Here is a 15984-nt window from a genome sequence, read left to right as displayed (position 1 = left end):
GGCATGAAGGCTTTCAAAATTCGGGGTCAGCAAAATTCGGGGTCAGAGCACATTTATTTTAGCAGCTGAGGCAAACGTGATCGCATTACCGCTCATGTTTGCTTCAAATTGCAGTAAATGCGGCTAACGTGATTTTGAAATGTGCTCTGACCCCGAATTTTCAGGCGGGTCCCGGGCCCACCGGCAGAATCATGGTCACGGCCAGCCCGCCGCCTTCGCGGTTGGCCAGCGTGATGCGGCCGCCGTGCGCTTCGGCGATTTCGCGCGCCAGCGCCAGGCCCAGGCCGGTGCCGCTGCGCTTGGTGGAGTAGAAGGGCACCAGGGCGTTGGTCAGCACGGCATCGTTCATGCCGCTGCCGCGGTCCAGCACGTCGATGCGGACCACTTCTTGCACGCGGCGGATCTGCAGCTCCACGTGGTCCGGCCAGGAGCCGGATTCGTGGGCGTTCTTGAGGAGGTTGAGCAGGGCCTGTTCCATTTGCGCGGTGTCGATCTGGGCCGGTTCGGCCGGCAGTTCGCCGATCACGCGGAATTTCACCTGGCCGGCCAGGCGCGCCACCAGCGCCTCCCAGGGGACGGCGTCGATGCGCGGCGTCGGCAGCTTGGCGAAGCGGGCGTAGCCGAGAATGAAGCTCTCCAGGTGGCGCGTGCGCTCGCCGATGGTCTCGAGGATCTGCGGCAGGCGCTCGGTCTGGCCGCGCCGCACCAGCTCCGAACCGGAATGCGCGAGCGACGCCAGCGGGGCCAGTGAATTGTTCAGCTCATGGCTGATGACGCGGATGACCTTCTTCCAGGTCTGCACTTCCTGGCGCCGCAGCTCGGTCGTCAATTGGCGCAGCAGCAGCAGCTCGTGCCTGCGGCCGTTCAAGCTGAAATTGCGGCGCGCGAGGTGGTAGACCTCTTCGTCCTCGCCTTCGCCGGCGGTGAACAGGCCGTCGCCGCCGCGTCCCAGCGCTTCGATCAGGGCCGGCGCCGCCTGTTCCAGCACCTCGTTCAGCGCATGTCCTTCCAGCTTGCGGCCCTCGGACAGCAGCTGGCGTGCGGCGAGGTTGGCGTAGGCGATGGTGCGTGCGCCTTGCTCTCCACGATTGGCGAGATCCGCCACCAATAGCATGGCCACCGGCGTGTTCTGCACCATGGTGTCGAGCAGCAGTTCGCGCTGCACGAGGTCGAGGCGCTGTTCGCGCAGCACCTGGCCGAGGGCGTTGTGGGCCTCGATCAGGTCGGACAGTTCGTCGTTCTGGCCCCAGTGCAGGCTGAAGGAAAAGTCGCCGTCGCGGTAGCTCGCCACCGTGCCCTCCAAAGCGCGGAACAGCGACAGGATGGGCTGGATCTGCGAGCGGATGGTGATCAGCGCGATCGGCACCACGCACAGCAGGCAGATCCCGAGCACGGCCAGCGGCTGGCCGGGCAGCAGGTGGTCGAGGGCCAGCGCGATCAGGATCCCGACCGCCAGCAGCGTGCCGACCAGGGCCGACCAGCGGGTGACGAGCGAGAGCCTGAAGCGCTTTCCCTTTGAGCTCATGCGAGGCTCACGAAAGACTCATGCGGCGCGCGCGATGCCCAGGCGCTCCATGCGGCGGTACAGGGCCTGGCGCGACAGTCCGAGGTCGGCCGCGGCCTGGGCGATGACGCCGCCCGCGCGCGCCAGCGCCTGCACGATGGCTTCGCGGTCCGGCTCCGCCTCCTGGCTGCTGCCGGCAGGCAGGGGCAGGCCCAGTTCGGCCGGCTTGATGACGTCGCCGTTGGCCAGCAGGCTGGCGCGCGCCATCACGTTCTTCAGCTCGCGCACATTGCCGGGCCAGGTGTGCGCCAGGAGGGCCGCTTCCGCGCTCGGATGCAGGGTCTTGCCGGGCGGTAGAAAGCCCTGGGCCAGCGGCAGGATGTCGCCGGGGCGGGACGCCAGCGGCGGCAGCTTCAGCTCGATCACGTTCAGGCGGTAGAACAGATCTTCGCGGAAGGTCCCGGCGCGGATCATGGCCTGCAGGTCGGCATTGGTGGCGCTGATCACGCGCACTGCTACCCGCCGTTCGCGGTTCGAGCCGAGCCGTTCGAAGCGTCCGGTTTCGAGCACGCGCAGCAGTTTCATCTGCCCGGCCAGCGGCAGGTTGCCGATCTCGTCGAGGAAGAGGGTGCCGCCGTCGGCCGCTTCGAACTTGCCTTCTCTCGCCTTGGAGGCGCCGGTGTAGGCGCCGGCGTCGGCGCCGAACAGCTCGGCCTCGATCAGTTCGGAGGGCAGGGCGCCGCAATTGAGCACCACGAAGGGCCCGTTGCGCACCAGCGAATTGGCCTGGATGATCTCGGCGATGCGCTCCTTGCCGGTGCCGTTCGGCCCCGTGATCAGGACCGGCACGTCGGCGCGCGCCACCTGGCAGGCCAGGGTCAGCACGCGCTCGGTGGCCGGGTCGGCCCAGGTCAGGCCGCGCAGGTCGTAGTTCTGTTCCAGTTCGCGGCGCGCGCGGCGCTCGCGCTGCAGGCGCTGGTTGAGGGCGCGGTTGGCCTGGCCCAGTTCGACCAGGTTCGTCACCGTCGCCAGCAGGCGGTCGTCGTTCCAGGGCTTGGACAGGTAGTCCGCCGCGCCGGCCTTGACCAGGTCGACCGCGGCGTCCAGGTGGGTCCAGGCCGTCAGCAGGATCACCGGCAGGTCCGGATGGCGCTTGCGGATCTCGCGGAACAGCGCCACGCCTTCTTCGCCCGAAGTGGTGTCGGCCGTGAAGTTCATGTCCTGGATCACCAGGTCGACCGGCTGGCGCGCCAGCAGCTCGAGGCCCTCTTCGGGCGAAGCCGCATGCAGCGCCGCGATGTCGTGCAGTGAGAACAGCACGTCGAGGGCGACGCCGACGGCGGCGTTGTCGTCAATGATCAATACAGTGGGCATGGGCGCAAGCATAGCATCGTCCGGAAGGCCACCGTCGGTTTTAGACGCTGCGGGTGGCAGTCGCCGGCGAAATGCTCGCCGCGCGCCACGCCGGACCATAGGCCGCCAGGATGCCGAGCGCCCAGAACACCACTGCGCCGCCGATCAGGTAGCCGGAAGGCAGGCGCGCCATCTCCAGCTTGCTGACCAGGAGATGGTTCAGCGCCAGGCCCAGGGTCACGCCGCCGAACACGCCGGCGCTGGTGATCATGAAGTTCTCCATGATGAAGTAGCGCAGGATGTCGATCTTCCGCGCACCGAGCGCGCGGCGCACGCCGATCTGCTTGCGGCGCTGCGTGACCCACAGGCTGGCCATGCCGACGATGCCGGACGAGGTGATGATCAGGAGCAGCAGGCTGACGGTCACCAGCATCCAGGACAGGGCGGCGTCGGCGCGGTACAGCTCCTTGCGGTCCTGGTCGACGGTCTTCAGGCGCAGGATCATCGGGCTGGCCGAGGATTTACGCAGCGCTGCCTCGGCTTCCTTCATCACGCGGTCGCGCTGGCCGGCTTCGGCGCGGATCGCGTACAGGTTGCCAGGGTTGCCGTACACGCGCGCCGGGATCAGCGTCGAGTACTCGGAGCGCTCTTCCAGGTTGACGTGGGCGGCCTGCAGGCGCTCGACCACGCCGACCACTTCGACGGCCTGGGCGCCTTCGCCGGTGCCGAAGTACATGGTCTTGCCGACCGCGCGCGCGCCCGGCCACATCTTCTCGGCCAGCGGCTTGGTGATGATCACCTGCTTGGGATACTCGTTGCTCGTGTTCTCATTGATGTCGACCAGTTCCTGCGGCTGGAAGTCGCGGCCTTCGACCAGCTTCAGGCCAAAGGTTTTGATCACCGAGTCGCCGGAGATGTAGACCGAAGTGCTGGTGGTCTGGCGGGTCTGCTTGCGGTCGACGGCGACGCTGTTGTTGCTGCCGCTGCGCGACAGCGGCATCTGCGACACGTTCGCCACCGAGGCCACGCCCGGCACCGCGCGCAGGATGTCGGCTTCGCGCTTCATGCTGGCCAGCTGCTGCTCGGCGCTGTCGCTGTTCAGGGTGCGGGCGACGATGTAGAAGGTCGCGTTTTCGTCCGACAGGCCGGACGGACGCGCCATCGCGGCGCGGCGCTCGTTCACGATGTGCATGGCGTTGGTCAGGATCGCCAGGCTCAGTGCGACCTGCAGGGCCACCAGGATCGGGCCCGTTTTATTGCGCATCAGCGCGGACAGGATGGGACGGATTTCCATGGATGTCTCCCGATTACTGCGATTTGAGTTGGATGGCCGGCGTCACCTGGCAGGCGCGCCAGGTCGGCAGCAGGCCGGCGAGGATGGCCGCCGACACCGACATCACGAAGGTCAGGCCCAGCATCTGCCAGTCCATGTGAGCGATGTTCCCCATGCCCTTGCTCTGCATGCCGATCAGGGCCAGGGCGCCGAAGGCCAGCACCAGGCCCAGCACGCCGCCGACCAGGCCGACCACGCCGGTCTCGATCAGGAACTGGTGGAAGATCTCGGCGCGCGAGGCGCCCAGCGCGCGGCGCACGCCGATTTCGGAAGCGCGCACCGAGAACTTCGCCAGCAGCAGGCCGACCGTGTTCACCAGGCACAGCACCAGGAAGCCGAAGGCCAGCCAGGCCGACAGCTTGCTGTCGTTGCCCACCACCTTGAGTTTTTCCATCCACTCGTTGACGTCGTACAGCTTGTTCGGGGCCTTGCGCTTCAGGCGGCCCAGCTTTTGCTGCTCGCTGGCGTAGTTGTCCATCCAGTTTTGCAGCTCGGCGCGGTCGCCGGCGGAGCGGGTCTCGAACCAGAACTGGATCCAGGTGCATTCCGACGCCAGCAGGCTGGCGAAGCCGGGGTCGCGGTTGGCGTTGCAGCTCATGCTGCCGGCGTGCTGGGTCTCGTGGCGGATCGCGGTCGAGAACGGAATGAAAAATTCCTCCGGCGTGCCGAAGCGGTTACCGCCGATCAGCTTGTAGAAGCGCGGCAGCGGCGCCCAGTTGTCGGTCACGCCGACGATGGTGAAGGGGAAGCCCATCACCATCAGGCGCTGGCCGACCGGGTTCGCATCGCCATACAGTTTTTCGGCGGTCTCGCGGCCGAGCACGACGACGTCGGCGCCCTTGGCGTCGTCGCCCTCGGTCCAGGCCTGGCCGTGCAGGAAGGGCACGTTGAACATGGCGAAGAAGTCGCGCGTCGGCGCCAGGCCGGTGGCGGAGAAGGCCGGGATGTCCTTGCGCGGCGGCTCGATCGAGGCCGGCACGCCGTACATCGCGGTGCGGCGCTCGCCCTGGCCGCTCTTGAGCAGGTTGGCGGCATCCGGGTAGCTCATCTGCATGTCGTCCGGGTCGTCGCCCGGCGTGAAATTCTCGACCTGGCCGTTGTCGAACTGCGGCACGAACAGGCGCGCGCTCTTTTCGGGGATCGGGTCGGCCGACATCACGTGCAGGATGGTCAGCGTGGAGACGCTGGCGGCCACGCCGACGGCCAGCGTCAGCACCATCAGGGCCGTCAGCGCCGGGTTGCGGCGCAGGCTGCGCACGCCCAGCTTGAAATAGTAAGCGAACATGGTTCCGCTCTCCTTATGCGCTGACGCTGGCTTTGGTGTCGACCAGGGTCGGACCGCGGCGCACCAGGTCGGACACCTGGCCGTCGATGATGTGGACGTTACGCGTGGTGCGTACCGCCAGTTCCGGGTCGTGGGTCACCATCAGGATGGTGGTGCCGGCGGCGTTGATCTCTTCCAGCAGTTCCATCACGCCGCGCGCCATGGCGGTGTCCAGGTTACCGGTCGGTTCGTCGGCCAGCAGCAGCTTGGGGGTGCCGGCCAGCGCGCGCGCGATCGCCACGCGCTGCTGCTGGCCGCCGGACAGCTCGGCCGGGTAGTGCTTCATGCGCGACGCCAGGCCGACCTTGGCCAGCGCGTCCTCGATGCGCTTCTTGCGCTCGGCCGCGTTGAAGCCGCGGTAGCGCAGCGGGACGTCGACGTTGTCGTACAGGTTCAGGTCGGGGATCAGGTTGAAGCCCTGGAAGATGAAGCCGAGCTTCTCGTTGCGCAGGCGCGAGCGCTGGTTGTCGTCCAGGCCCTTCACGTTCACGCCGTCGAGGACGTATTCGCCAGAAGTGAATTCTTCCAGCAGGCCGGCGATGTTCAGGAAGCTGGTCTTGCCGGAGCCCGAAGGGCCGGTCACGGTGACGAATTCGCCTTCCTTGACTTCGATCTCGAAGCCGCGCAGGGCGTGCGTCTCGATCATGTGGGTGCGGTACACCTTGGAGAGGTTGGTCATGCGCAGCATGGTCTTGTCCTTTGTATGAATTATTGATTGATCGAGACGCGGGTCGCGTTGTTGAATGCATCGGTGCCTGCCACTACCACTTTGTCGCCCTGCTTCAAACCGGAGACGATTTCGACTGCCGAGACGCTGGTCGCGCCCATCGTGATCGGGGTGCGCGTGGCAATGCCGTCGCGGACCACGTAGGCGTAGCGGCCGCCGTCCTGCTCGACGAAGGGACCGCGCGGCAGCATCAGCACGTTCGGCTTTTCCTCGATCAGCAGGCGCGCGGTCACGCGCTGGCTCTGGCGCAGGCCCTTCGGCTGCTCGCCGTCGAAGCGCACGCGCGCCAGCACCATGTTCTTCACCACTTCCGGCGACAGCGCGGACAGCTTGCCGGTCGCGGTGCCGCTCGGCAGCGTGATCTCGGCGTTCATGCCCAGGCCCATGTCGGCCACATAGGTCTCGGGCACCTCGACCTCGATTTCGAGGCGGGACAGGTCGACCAGGGTCATGAGCGGCGCATTCGCGGCCACCACCATGCGGTTCTGCACGTTCAGGGTGCCGATGAAGCCGTCCACCGGCGCGCGCACCGTCAGCTCGTCGACGCGGCGCTGCGCCTCCTGCATCGACAGCTTGGCGCGTTCGAGTTCGTTGATCTTGGTCTTCAGGGCCAGCTGCACGTCGTCGCCTTCCAGCGCGGCGGCCTGCGCGGCATGCTTGGCGCGGATCTCGGCCGACTGCAGCGCGTCCTTGGCCTTCTGGTAATCGATCTTGGCGATGACGCCGACCTGGGCCACGCTGTCGTAGCGCTCCAGGGTGCGCTGGGCGGACAGGCGCTCGATCTCGGCGGTGTCGGCTTCCTTCTGCGCCAGCAGCTTCTGCTTGCGCGACAGGATCTGCTGGCGCGCCACCTCGGCCTTCAGGCCTTCGTAGGTCGAGGTTTCGCGCTTCAGCACGTCGGCCAGGTCGGGCGACTCGAGCACGGCCAGCACCTGGTCCTTCTTGACGGTGTCGCCGGCGGCGACCTTCAGATTGACGGTGGAGGAGGCCTTGGCGTACAGGGTCGGGCTGACGGCGGCGACCACGCGGCCGTTGACGGAGGCATCGCGCACCAGGGTGCCGCGGCTGACTTCGGCCACCCGCACGCGCGCGGCGTTGACCGAGGCGTCGCTGCTGCGCCAGGTAGAGAACAGGGCGAAGCACAGGGCGGCTACGCCGACGGCGCCAGCTATCATCAGGGCGCGGCGCTTGATGGCATGGCCGGCCTTTGGTGCGATGACGGCGTCTTGGTGTGAGGTATCGCGAATCATGGTCGTGAACATTCGGGTTGGGACGCTGCGGTATTTGCAGGATCCGTGCCAGTTCGCTAAGACCTTGATTTGTATGGGATTGGGTGTCCCGGCTGAGCTGTCCGCCGTGTCCGGACGAACTATGCTACGGACACTGCGGACAGAGCTTGAAATTTTGCTAACGGGAGCCGCTCTTGGCAGTGCCGAGAGCGGCAAACTTGCTTACTTCTGCGGCTTCTGCTTCTGCGCGTAGGTGCCCAGCAGCTCGCCCTTGGCCAGCACATGGCCCTTCATCGCATCGAGCAGCTGGTCACGCTCTGCGCCCCACGGCACGTCCAGCATGGTGTCCAGCGCATATACCTGGAAGTGATAGTGGTGCGGCGGGTCGCCTACCTGCGGATGCGGGCCGGTCCAGCCGACCGTGCCGCGCGTGGTGCGGCCCTGCAGCACGCCGTCCGGTTCCGTCAGGCGCGGCTGCTCCTGCAGGCCTTCCGGCAGGCTGGTGATCGAGGCCGGGATGTTCCAGGCCAGCCAGTGCACGAAGGGCAGGGCCGGTTTCGCATCCGGGTCTTCCATGATCACGACATAGGACTTCGCGTTCGGCACCGCGCTCCAGGACAGGGCCGGCGAGACGCCGTCCGCGTATTCCGAATACCGGGCCGGGATCGCGCCGCCTTTCGCGAAGCTCGACGAGCTGACCGTCAGCTTGCCCTGCGACTGGGTCTGGGGCCGGGCGATCGCGAGCGGCACGCCGCTGCCTTTTTTCGCCTGCTGTTCCATCGGGCCGGCCGGCGCTTTCAGCTCGGTGCTCGCGCGGCCGGCGCTGCCGCCCGTGTACGCGACGCGGTAGATCACGCCATTACCATCGTCGGCCATCAGTAGCGCGCCGTCCTTCGCCATCGCCAGTCCGACCGGGCGTGCGATGTGGGTGCGGCCGCCATCGGTCAGGAAGCCGGTCACGAAGGGTTCGATGGCGCGCGCCTGGCCGTTCTGGAAGCGCACGCGCACGATCTCGTAGCCGGACGCCGTCTTGCGATTCCAGGAGCCGCGCATGGTGACGAAGGCATCGCCCTGGTACTCGGCCGGGAAGCCGGTGCCTCGGTAGAAGACGAACTGCATCGGCGCGGCGTGGGCGGCATAGCCCAGCACCATCGGCGTGCTGTGCGCCTTCCAGTCCTGCTTGGAGATCTGGCCGATCGGCGTGCTTTGCGGGTAGATGCTGCCGGCGGCGTAGACGTGCGGCCACCCGTAGATCTTGCCCTGCTCGATCTTGTTGAGTTCTTCCGGCTGCTCTTCGTCGCCCATGAAGTCGATGCCGTGGTCGAAGCCCCACATTTCTCCGGTCTGCGGTTGCCAGTCGAAGCCGATGGTGTTGCGCAGGCCGCTGGCAACGATGTTGCGGCTCTTCATGTCCTGTGAGAAGCGCAGGATGGTCGCGTTTTCCTGGTTGGTCTCGTTGCAGGCGTTGCAGGTGCTGCCGACGCTCATGTACAGCATGCCGTCCGGGCCGAAGGCGATGGTACGGTTGGCGTGCTGGCCGGCGTCGGGCAGGTCGCCGGCCAGCATCTTGAGCTCGCCGAGGCGGCCGTCGGCCTTGATGTCGGCGACAAACAGCTCCTTGGCCGTCACCAGGTAAAGCTTGTTGCCCCTGATCGCCAGGCCGTGGGCGCCGGCGCGGCTGGCGACGATCTCCGGCGCACCGTCGGCGCGGCCGTCGCCGTTGGCGTCGCGCAGCAGCAGGACGTCGCCCTGGTCGCGCCGGCTGACGTAGACGTTGCCGCTGGGGGCCACCGCGATGATCCGCGCGTTCTTGAGGCCGGTGGCGAAGGGCGTCACCGAGAAGCCGGCCGGCGCCTTGATGCCGGCCATGCGCTGCGGCGTGGGCTCGACCTTGTCCGGCTTGAAGATATGGATCGGGTTGCCGGTATCGGTCCCGTCGCCCTGCTGGGCCCATGCGCCACTGGCGGCCAGGCACAGGAATGCCATGCTGATGCTGCGTATCATCGCGTGCTCGCTTTCGGAAAAGTTCGGACTGTCTGGGTAGCCCGGCCATTGTTCCTGAACAAATTGGCGTGATCTGTTTGCGAACTCACTGAATTTGATGAATTTATTTGTGACTCGGAATCACAAATGGCTTGCGCAATCTCAAACCGGGGTCAGACCCCGATTCTCGGCAATTTCTCATCGGATAAGTCGCCTAGCGGGCGGTTGCCGTTGCCGGCTTGCCTGAGCTGGTCCAGGATGTCGTTCGATAGGGCTTCCTCGAACAGATGCTGGTAGGCGGTCTGGCGCGTTGCGGCATCGCTGCCCAGGCGGGTGTAGAGGGAATGCGGCGTCAGCAACTCATCTTGCTGGCCGAAGGCGTTGGCGCGGTAGCTTGACCAGGCATAGTCGGCTGGCGCATCCACCATGCCGGCGCGTACCGGGTTGAGCTCGATGTACCGGTGGCAGATCATCAGATAGCGCTCGTCCTGCACGAGACTGGAGCGGAAGCGGCCTTCCCACAGGGTGCCGGTACGGGCATGGCGGCGGTTGAAGTACATGACGTAGCGGGTTCCCAGCCGCTGCATCATCGTGCTGATACCGTCATCGTCGCCCGGTGAAACCAGCAGATGCACATGGTTGGTCATCAGGACATAGGCATGCAGCGCGCAGCGGCAATCGAAGGCGCACTCGCGCAGCATCTCGAGGTAGACCAGGTAATCGCTTCGAGAGGCGAAGCAGGGAACACGATTATTGCCCCGCTGGATGACATGTAGAGGAACCGAAGGCAGGACGACGCGGCGAGGACGTGGCATGACGATGCAGGCGATGGTCAAAACCGTGACCCTACAAGGCAGCCTCTGCTTTCCACTCAATTAGCATCAATCGTGCAGAAGAAATTTCCAAAAACCGGGGCCAGACCCCGATTTCAGGAAATTGCCCAAATCCGGGGTCTGACCCCGGTTTGACCTAACGCATCAGTTGCGCGGCAGCGGCTTGCCCTTGGCGATGACTTCGTGGCACTCGCCCTTGATGGTGGCGTTGTCGTAGTCGGTCCAGCCGTAGCTGTCGACGTAGCGTTTGTGCTGCTTGAAGCCGGGGTTGGCGAAGCTCCATTCGAGGCGCTCGCCCGGGTAGCGGATGTCGGCCAGGTCGAGCAGGGTGTGAAACATGTTTTCGGTGGCCAGTCTGGCTTTCCGGTGGCGCAGCAGCTGGCCGACCTTGTCCGGGTAGCGTTCCAGGTAGGCGTCCGAATACCAGGCGAAGGCCGGGATGTGGAATTCGTATTGGGTGTTGTGGCCGTGGAAGACCTGGCGGCAGCTGTTGTCGTACAGGGTCTGGCCGTGGTCGGTCACGTACAGCATCGAGGCCGGCTGTGCGGTCTCTTTCAGCGTGTCGATGACGTGGGCCAGGAACCAGTCGGTGTACAGGATCGAGCTGTCGTAACTGTTGTTCAGCTTCTCCTTGAGGCGGATATCGGTGTAGACCGGCTTGTCGACGCCGAACAGCGAGGGCTGCCATTTGTCGAACTGCTTCGGATAACGATGGCTGTAGTTCCAATGGCTGCCCAGGGTGTGCAGCACCAGCAGCTTTTTCGGCGCCGGGTCGGCCAGCGCGTGCTTCAGCGGGCCGAACAGCACCTCGTCGTAGCTCGAGTTGTCCGTGAAGCCGCCCAGGTTCAGGAAGTCGACCACGTCCGCTTCCTTGGCGAACACGGACACCGGCGTGTCGAACTTGCCGAAGGAGATCTGGTTCGACAGCCAGAAGGTTTTAAAGCCAGCCTCTTTGAACGCGGTCAGGAAGGATTTTTCCGAGAAGCCATCCTTCAGGCTCTCGATTGCCGGCTTGCGCGAGATGATTACCGGCACCGACAGGCGGGTCGCCGACACCGAGGTGATCACGTCCGGCAGCACCACCATATTCGTTTCCTGCGAGAGCAGCGGATTGGTCTCGCGCGCATAGCCGTTCAGGCTCCAGCGGTCGTAGCGCGAGGATTCGCCGATCACCATCACGACCACCTGCGGCTCGTGCGCCGGCTGCTGCGCATGCGCGCCGAAGTGGAACGAAGCGCTGCGCCGGTTCAGGTCGGCCAGGTAGACCCGCTCTTTATAGAAGTCGATGCCGCGCGCCATCAGGCCGAAGGGCCAGGATTGGGCGAAGGCGTCCAGGTCGAGCGGCAGCCTGGCCCAGTGCGCGAGCGGCGGCAGGCGGTGGGCCGGCGGCAGGCTGCCGGGGCGCGGCGCGGCGGTGATTTCGGCCACGCTGTTTTTCGCGGACAAGGACGCGGATGAGGTTGGCCCTGCAGCGGCAGGCAGGGGCGGCGGCGCGATGCCGAAGCTGCGGCCGTAGAAGAACACCGCCACGCCAACGCCAAGCACGCCGAGCACGACCCAGCGCGAGACGTCGTCCCAGTCCAGGTCGCGGGTACGCCGGGCGGCGATCCAGCTGGTGATGAACCAGGCCAGCATGCCGGCGAACACCGCGATCATCAGCCAGACTTTGCTGCCCAGGAATTCCATCGCCTCGGCCGGGCTGGTCTCGAAGACGATGCCGAGATGGTGGGTCGAGATACCCTGGCCGTAGAACGCATATAAATAGAGTTCCATCGGCAACGCGAGGAAAGCCGGCAGCAGCAGCCAGTGGAACCAGGCGGGACGCTTGAAGACCGACCAGGCGCCGATCCAGCAGACGAGTGCGATGCCGGCAAGCTGGCCCGGGTGCGCGACCGGCAGGCCGAACAGCCGCGGGACCAAAGGCATGCACGACAGGGCGCAATAACTCAGCAGGACATAGAGGTTGCGCGGACGCAGCAGGAAACGCATCGAAGCCAGGGCAAAGGAAAAGAATCAGCCATTATCTCGCCTTTGCCGAGTGGAAACCAGCGTACAATGTCTGTGTCGCAGGTGCGACATTCTCCTGGCTTTTCTGCCATCCTGGCCCGTTGCCGGCCTGCCCGGATAGCAACCCGGTTGACCTTGACCTTGTTCGGGTCTATACTCGCGAGTTCTCGAATTATTCTGCACATCGTATACGCATTGAGGCCGCTCCCGCTGGTGAGTGGCTTTCGTCGCCTGTACAGCGAGCAACTCGGGACTAGGTTTCAGTCCCCGGGCAGCAAGACGTCCGGGTCATCAACGTAGTAGCAAATTTTGTTGGATTAAGAACGATGCCAACCATCAATCAACTGATTCGCAAGCCGCGTGAAGCCGCGGTTGTGAAGAGCAAGTCGCCGGCACTGGAAAACTGCCCGCAAAAGCGCGGCGTTTGCACCCGTGTCTACACGACGACCCCGAAGAAGCCGAACTCGGCACTGCGTAAGGTCGCCAAAGTTCGCCTGACCAACGGTTTCGAAGTCATTTCGTACATCGGCGGTGAAGGCCACAACCTGCAAGAGCACAGCGTCGTCCTGATCCGCGGCGGCCGTGTGAAAGACTTGCCGGGTGTGCGTTACCACATGGTCCGCGGTGCACTGGATACCCAGGGCGTGAAAGACCGTAAGCAAGCTCGCTCCAAGTACGGTGCGAAGCGCGCTAAAGCCGGCGCCAAGAAGTAATTCTTATTAATAGATAAGTTGAGCCAGCCGGAAGGCTGAGTAAGTGAAGGGTCATGAGGGCCTTTCGCGAGTGCGGAATAAGCACTCAACTGAAGACAGGAAGGAATTGAAATGCCACGTCGTCGTGAAGTACCCAAGCGCGAGATTCTGCCGGATCCGAAGTTCGGTAACATCGATCTCGCCAAGTTCGTCAACGTTCTGATGCTGTCCGGCAAGAAGTCGGTCGCAGAAAACATCATCTACGGTGCGTTCGACTACATCCAGACCAAATCGGGCAAGGACCCGCTGGAAGTGTTCGCAGCCGCGATCAACAACTGCAAGCCGATGGTCGAGGTGAAATCCCGCCGCGTCGGCGGCGCCAACTACCAGGTGCCAGTGGAAGTTCGTCCGGTTCGCCGTATGGCTCTGTCTATGCGTTGGTTGCGCGAAGCCGCAAACAAGCGTAGCGAGAAATCCATGCCGCAACGTCTGGGTGGTGAACTGATGGAAGCAGCGGAAGGCCGTGGCGGCGCAATGAAGCGTCGCGACGAAGTCCACCGCATGGCTGAAGCGAACAAGGCGTTCTCGCACTTCCGCTTCTAAGCAAAGCAGTATCGTTGTTCAGGCCGGGCGCATTTTGTTTTCCAAAATGTCGCTCGGTTTTGTCCATTCAAAGATTTAGGAAAAATTATGGCACGCACTACCCCTATTGAGCGCTACCGTAACATCGGTATCTCCGCTCACATCGACGCCGGTAAGACCACCACCACCGAGCGCATCCTGTTTTACACGGGCGTGAACCACAAGATCGGTGAAGTGCACGACGGCGCCGCCACCATGGACTGGATGGAGCAGGAGCAAGAGCGCGGCATTACCATTACCTCGGCAGCGACCACCTGCTTCTGGAAGGGTATGGCCAACAACTTCGAGCCGCACCGCTTCAACATCATCGATACCCCGGGCCACGTCGACTTCACCATCGAGGTGGAGCGTTCGATGCGCGTCCTGGACGGCGCCTGCATGGTCTACTGTGCAGTCGGCGGCGTGCAGCCGCAGTCGGAAACCGTGTGGCGTCAGGCTAACAAGTACAAAGTCCCGCGTCTGGCCTTCGTCAACAAGATGGACCGTACCGGTGCGAACTTCTTCAAGGTGTACGAGCAGATGCGCGCCCGCCTGAAGGCCAACCCGATCCCGCTGCAGATCCCGATCGGCGCCGAAGACAACTTCAAGGGCGTGGTCGACCTGGTCAAGATGCGCGCGATCTACTGGGACGACGCGTCCCAGGGCATGAAGTTCGACTACCGCGACATCCCGGCCGAGCTGGTCGATCAGGCCAACGAATGGCGTGAGAAGCTGGTCGAGACCGCCGCTGAAGCGTCGGAAGACCTGATGAACAAGTACCTCGAAGAAGGCGAGCTGACCGAAGAGGAAATCAAGAAGGCACTGCGCCAGCGCACCATCGCTTCGGAAATCGTTCCGATGATGTGCGGCACCGCCTTCAAGAACAAGGGCGTGCAGGCCATGCTCGACGCGGTCATCGAATACCTGCCGTCGCCGGTCGACATCCCGCCGGTCGGCGGTACCGACGAGGACGACCAGCCGGTCACCCGTACCGCATCGGACGAAGAGAAATTCGCTGCGCTGGCATTCAAGATCATGACCGACCCGTTCGTCGGCCAGCTGATCTTCTTCCGCGTGTATTCGGGCGTCATCAAATCGGGCGACACCGTCTTCAATCCGATCAAGGGCAAGAAGGAACGCGTCGGCCGTATTCTGCAGATGCACGCGAACCAGCGCGAAGAGATCAAGGAAGTCCGCGCCGGCGACATCGCCGCTGCAGTCGGCCTGAAAGAAGCGACCACCGGCGAAACCCTGTGCGACCCGGCCGCTCCGATCATCCTGGAAAAGATGGTGTTCCCGGAGCCGGTGATCCAGCAGGCCGTCGAGCCGAAGACCAAGGCTGACCAGGAAAAGATGGGCCTGGCCCTGAACCGTCTGGCTCAGGAAGACCCGTCGTTCCGCGTGCGTACCGACGAAGAATCGGGCCAGACCATCATTGGTGGTATGGGCGAGCTGCACCTGGAAATTATCGTCGACCGCATGAAGCGTGAATTCGGCGTGGAAGCGACCGTCGGCAAGCCGCAGGTGGCCTACCGCGAAACCATCCGCAAGGGTGTTTCGGACGTCGAAGGCAAGTTCGTCAAGCAGTCGGGCGGCCGCGGCCAGTACGGTCACGCTGTCCTGACCGTCGAGCCGCAAGAGCCGGGCAAGGGCTTCGAATTCATCGACGCCATCAAGGGCGGTGTGATTCCTCGCGAATACATCCCGGCAGTCGAGAAGGGTGTTCGCGAAACCCTGACCACCGGCGTGCTGGCTGGTTACCCGGTTGTCGACGTCAAAGTGACGCTGACCTTCGGTTCGTACCACGACGTCGACTCGAACGAAAACGCGTTCCGCATGGCCGGTTCGATGGCATTCAAGGAAGGCTGCAAGCGCGCCAACCCGGTCATCCTCGAGCCGATGATGTCGGTGGAAGTGGAAACGCCGGAAGACTACGCCGGTACCGTGATGGGCGACCTGTCGTCCCGCCGCGGTATGGTGCAGGGCATGGACGAAATCCCGGGCGGCGGCGGCAAGATCATCAAGGCCGAAGTCCCGCTGTCGGAAATGTTCGGTTACTCGACCGTGCTGCGTTCGGCAACCCAGGGCCGTGCGACCTACACGATGGAATTCAAGCACTATGCTGAAGCTCCGAAGCACGTGATGGACGCGATCGTGACCGCGAAGTCCAAGTAATAAATAATCAGTCAGGACAGGGCAGGGGCATAAACCCTGCTCTGTCCCATAAAAATATCTTTTAAAGGAAGATCAAAATGGCAAAAGGTAAATTCGAACGGACCAAGCCGCACGTCAACGTCGGCACCATTGGTCACGTTGACCACGGCAAAACCACCCTGACGGCTGCAATCGCAACCGTCCTGTCGAAGAAATTCGGCGGC

At 64.2% G+C, this 15984-nt stretch carries 13 protein-coding genes; 4 read left to right on the top strand and 9 right to left on the bottom strand.

What is annotated here, in order from left to right; genetic code table 11:
* Positions 1-160: 160 nt before the first annotated feature.
* The 9 genes from LQV39_RS26045 to LQV39_RS26005 all read right to left on the bottom strand — a co-directional run bounded on the left by LQV39_RS26045 (position 161) and on the right by LQV39_RS26005 (position 12275).
* Positions 161-1525, bottom strand: a complete 1365-nt coding sequence (locus tag LQV39_RS26045; RefSeq protein WP_230030099.1) for a PAS domain-containing sensor histidine kinase — start codon at positions 1523-1525, stop codon at positions 161-163.
* An 18-nt stretch (positions 1526-1543) separates the two neighbouring features.
* Positions 1544-2878, bottom strand: a complete 1335-nt coding sequence (locus tag LQV39_RS26040) for a sigma-54 dependent transcriptional regulator (protein ID WP_230030098.1) — start codon at positions 2876-2878, stop codon at positions 1544-1546.
* A 40-nt stretch (positions 2879-2918) separates the two neighbouring features.
* Complete coding sequence (locus LQV39_RS26035) at positions 2919-4151, bottom strand: ABC transporter permease (protein ID WP_230030097.1); 1233 nt, start codon at positions 4149-4151, stop codon at positions 2919-2921.
* 13 nt (positions 4152-4164) lie between these two features.
* The gene (locus LQV39_RS26030) at positions 4165-5475 is read right to left on the bottom strand and encodes an ABC transporter permease (protein WP_230030096.1); all 1311 of its coding nucleotides are present in this window, start codon (positions 5473-5475) and stop codon (positions 4165-4167) included.
* A 13-nt stretch (positions 5476-5488) separates the two neighbouring features.
* Positions 5489-6202, bottom strand: coding sequence for an ABC transporter ATP-binding protein (locus LQV39_RS26025; protein WP_230030095.1), 714 nt, complete (start codon positions 6200-6202; stop codon positions 5489-5491).
* Positions 6203-6222: 20 nt separating this feature from the next.
* Positions 6223-7491, bottom strand: a complete 1269-nt coding sequence (locus tag LQV39_RS26020; protein ID WP_230030094.1) for an efflux RND transporter periplasmic adaptor subunit — start codon at positions 7489-7491, stop codon at positions 6223-6225.
* A 201-nt stretch (positions 7492-7692) separates the two neighbouring features.
* Positions 7693-9456 carry a YbhB/YbcL family Raf kinase inhibitor-like protein gene (locus LQV39_RS26015; protein ID WP_230030093.1) on the bottom strand — a complete coding sequence of 588 codons (1764 nt, stop codon included), beginning with the start codon at positions 9454-9456 and terminating at the stop codon, positions 7693-7695.
* A 170-nt stretch (positions 9457-9626) separates the two neighbouring features.
* Positions 9627-10268 carry a transposase gene (locus tag LQV39_RS26010; protein ID WP_230030092.1) on the bottom strand — a complete coding sequence of 214 codons (642 nt, stop codon included), beginning with the start codon at positions 10266-10268 and terminating at the stop codon, positions 9627-9629.
* 162 nt (positions 10269-10430) lie between these two features.
* Positions 10431-12275, bottom strand: coding sequence for a phosphoethanolamine transferase (locus LQV39_RS26005; protein ID WP_230030091.1), 1845 nt, complete (start codon positions 12273-12275; stop codon positions 10431-10433).
* 344 nt (positions 12276-12619) lie between these two features.
* Between LQV39_RS26005 and rpsL the strand changes: the two genes are divergently transcribed.
* The 4 genes from rpsL to LQV39_RS25985 all read left to right on the top strand — a co-directional run.
* Positions 12620-13006, top strand: coding sequence for a 30S ribosomal protein S12 (gene rpsL, locus LQV39_RS26000; protein ID WP_027867278.1), 387 nt, complete (start codon positions 12620-12622; stop codon positions 13004-13006).
* Positions 13007-13117: 111 nt separating this feature from the next.
* On the top strand, positions 13118-13588 hold the full coding sequence (gene rpsG / locus LQV39_RS25995) for a 30S ribosomal protein S7 (protein ID WP_230030090.1): 471 nt from the start codon (positions 13118-13120) through the stop codon (positions 13586-13588).
* A gap of 87 nt (positions 13589-13675) precedes the next feature.
* Entirely contained in the window at positions 13676-15781 is a 2106-nt protein-coding gene (gene fusA, locus LQV39_RS25990; protein ID WP_230030089.1) for an elongation factor G, read from the top strand.
* A gap of 77 nt (positions 15782-15858) precedes the next feature.
* The coding region (locus LQV39_RS25985) for a GTP-binding protein (RefSeq protein WP_229427325.1) at positions 15859-15984 on the top strand (126 nt) is incomplete at its 3' end.

The organism is Massilia sp. Bi118 (genome assembly GCF_918697865.1).
Lineage (GTDB): Bacteria > Pseudomonadota > Gammaproteobacteria > Burkholderiales > Burkholderiaceae_D > Telluria.
This window is presented reverse-complemented; position numbering and strand designations above follow the sequence as displayed.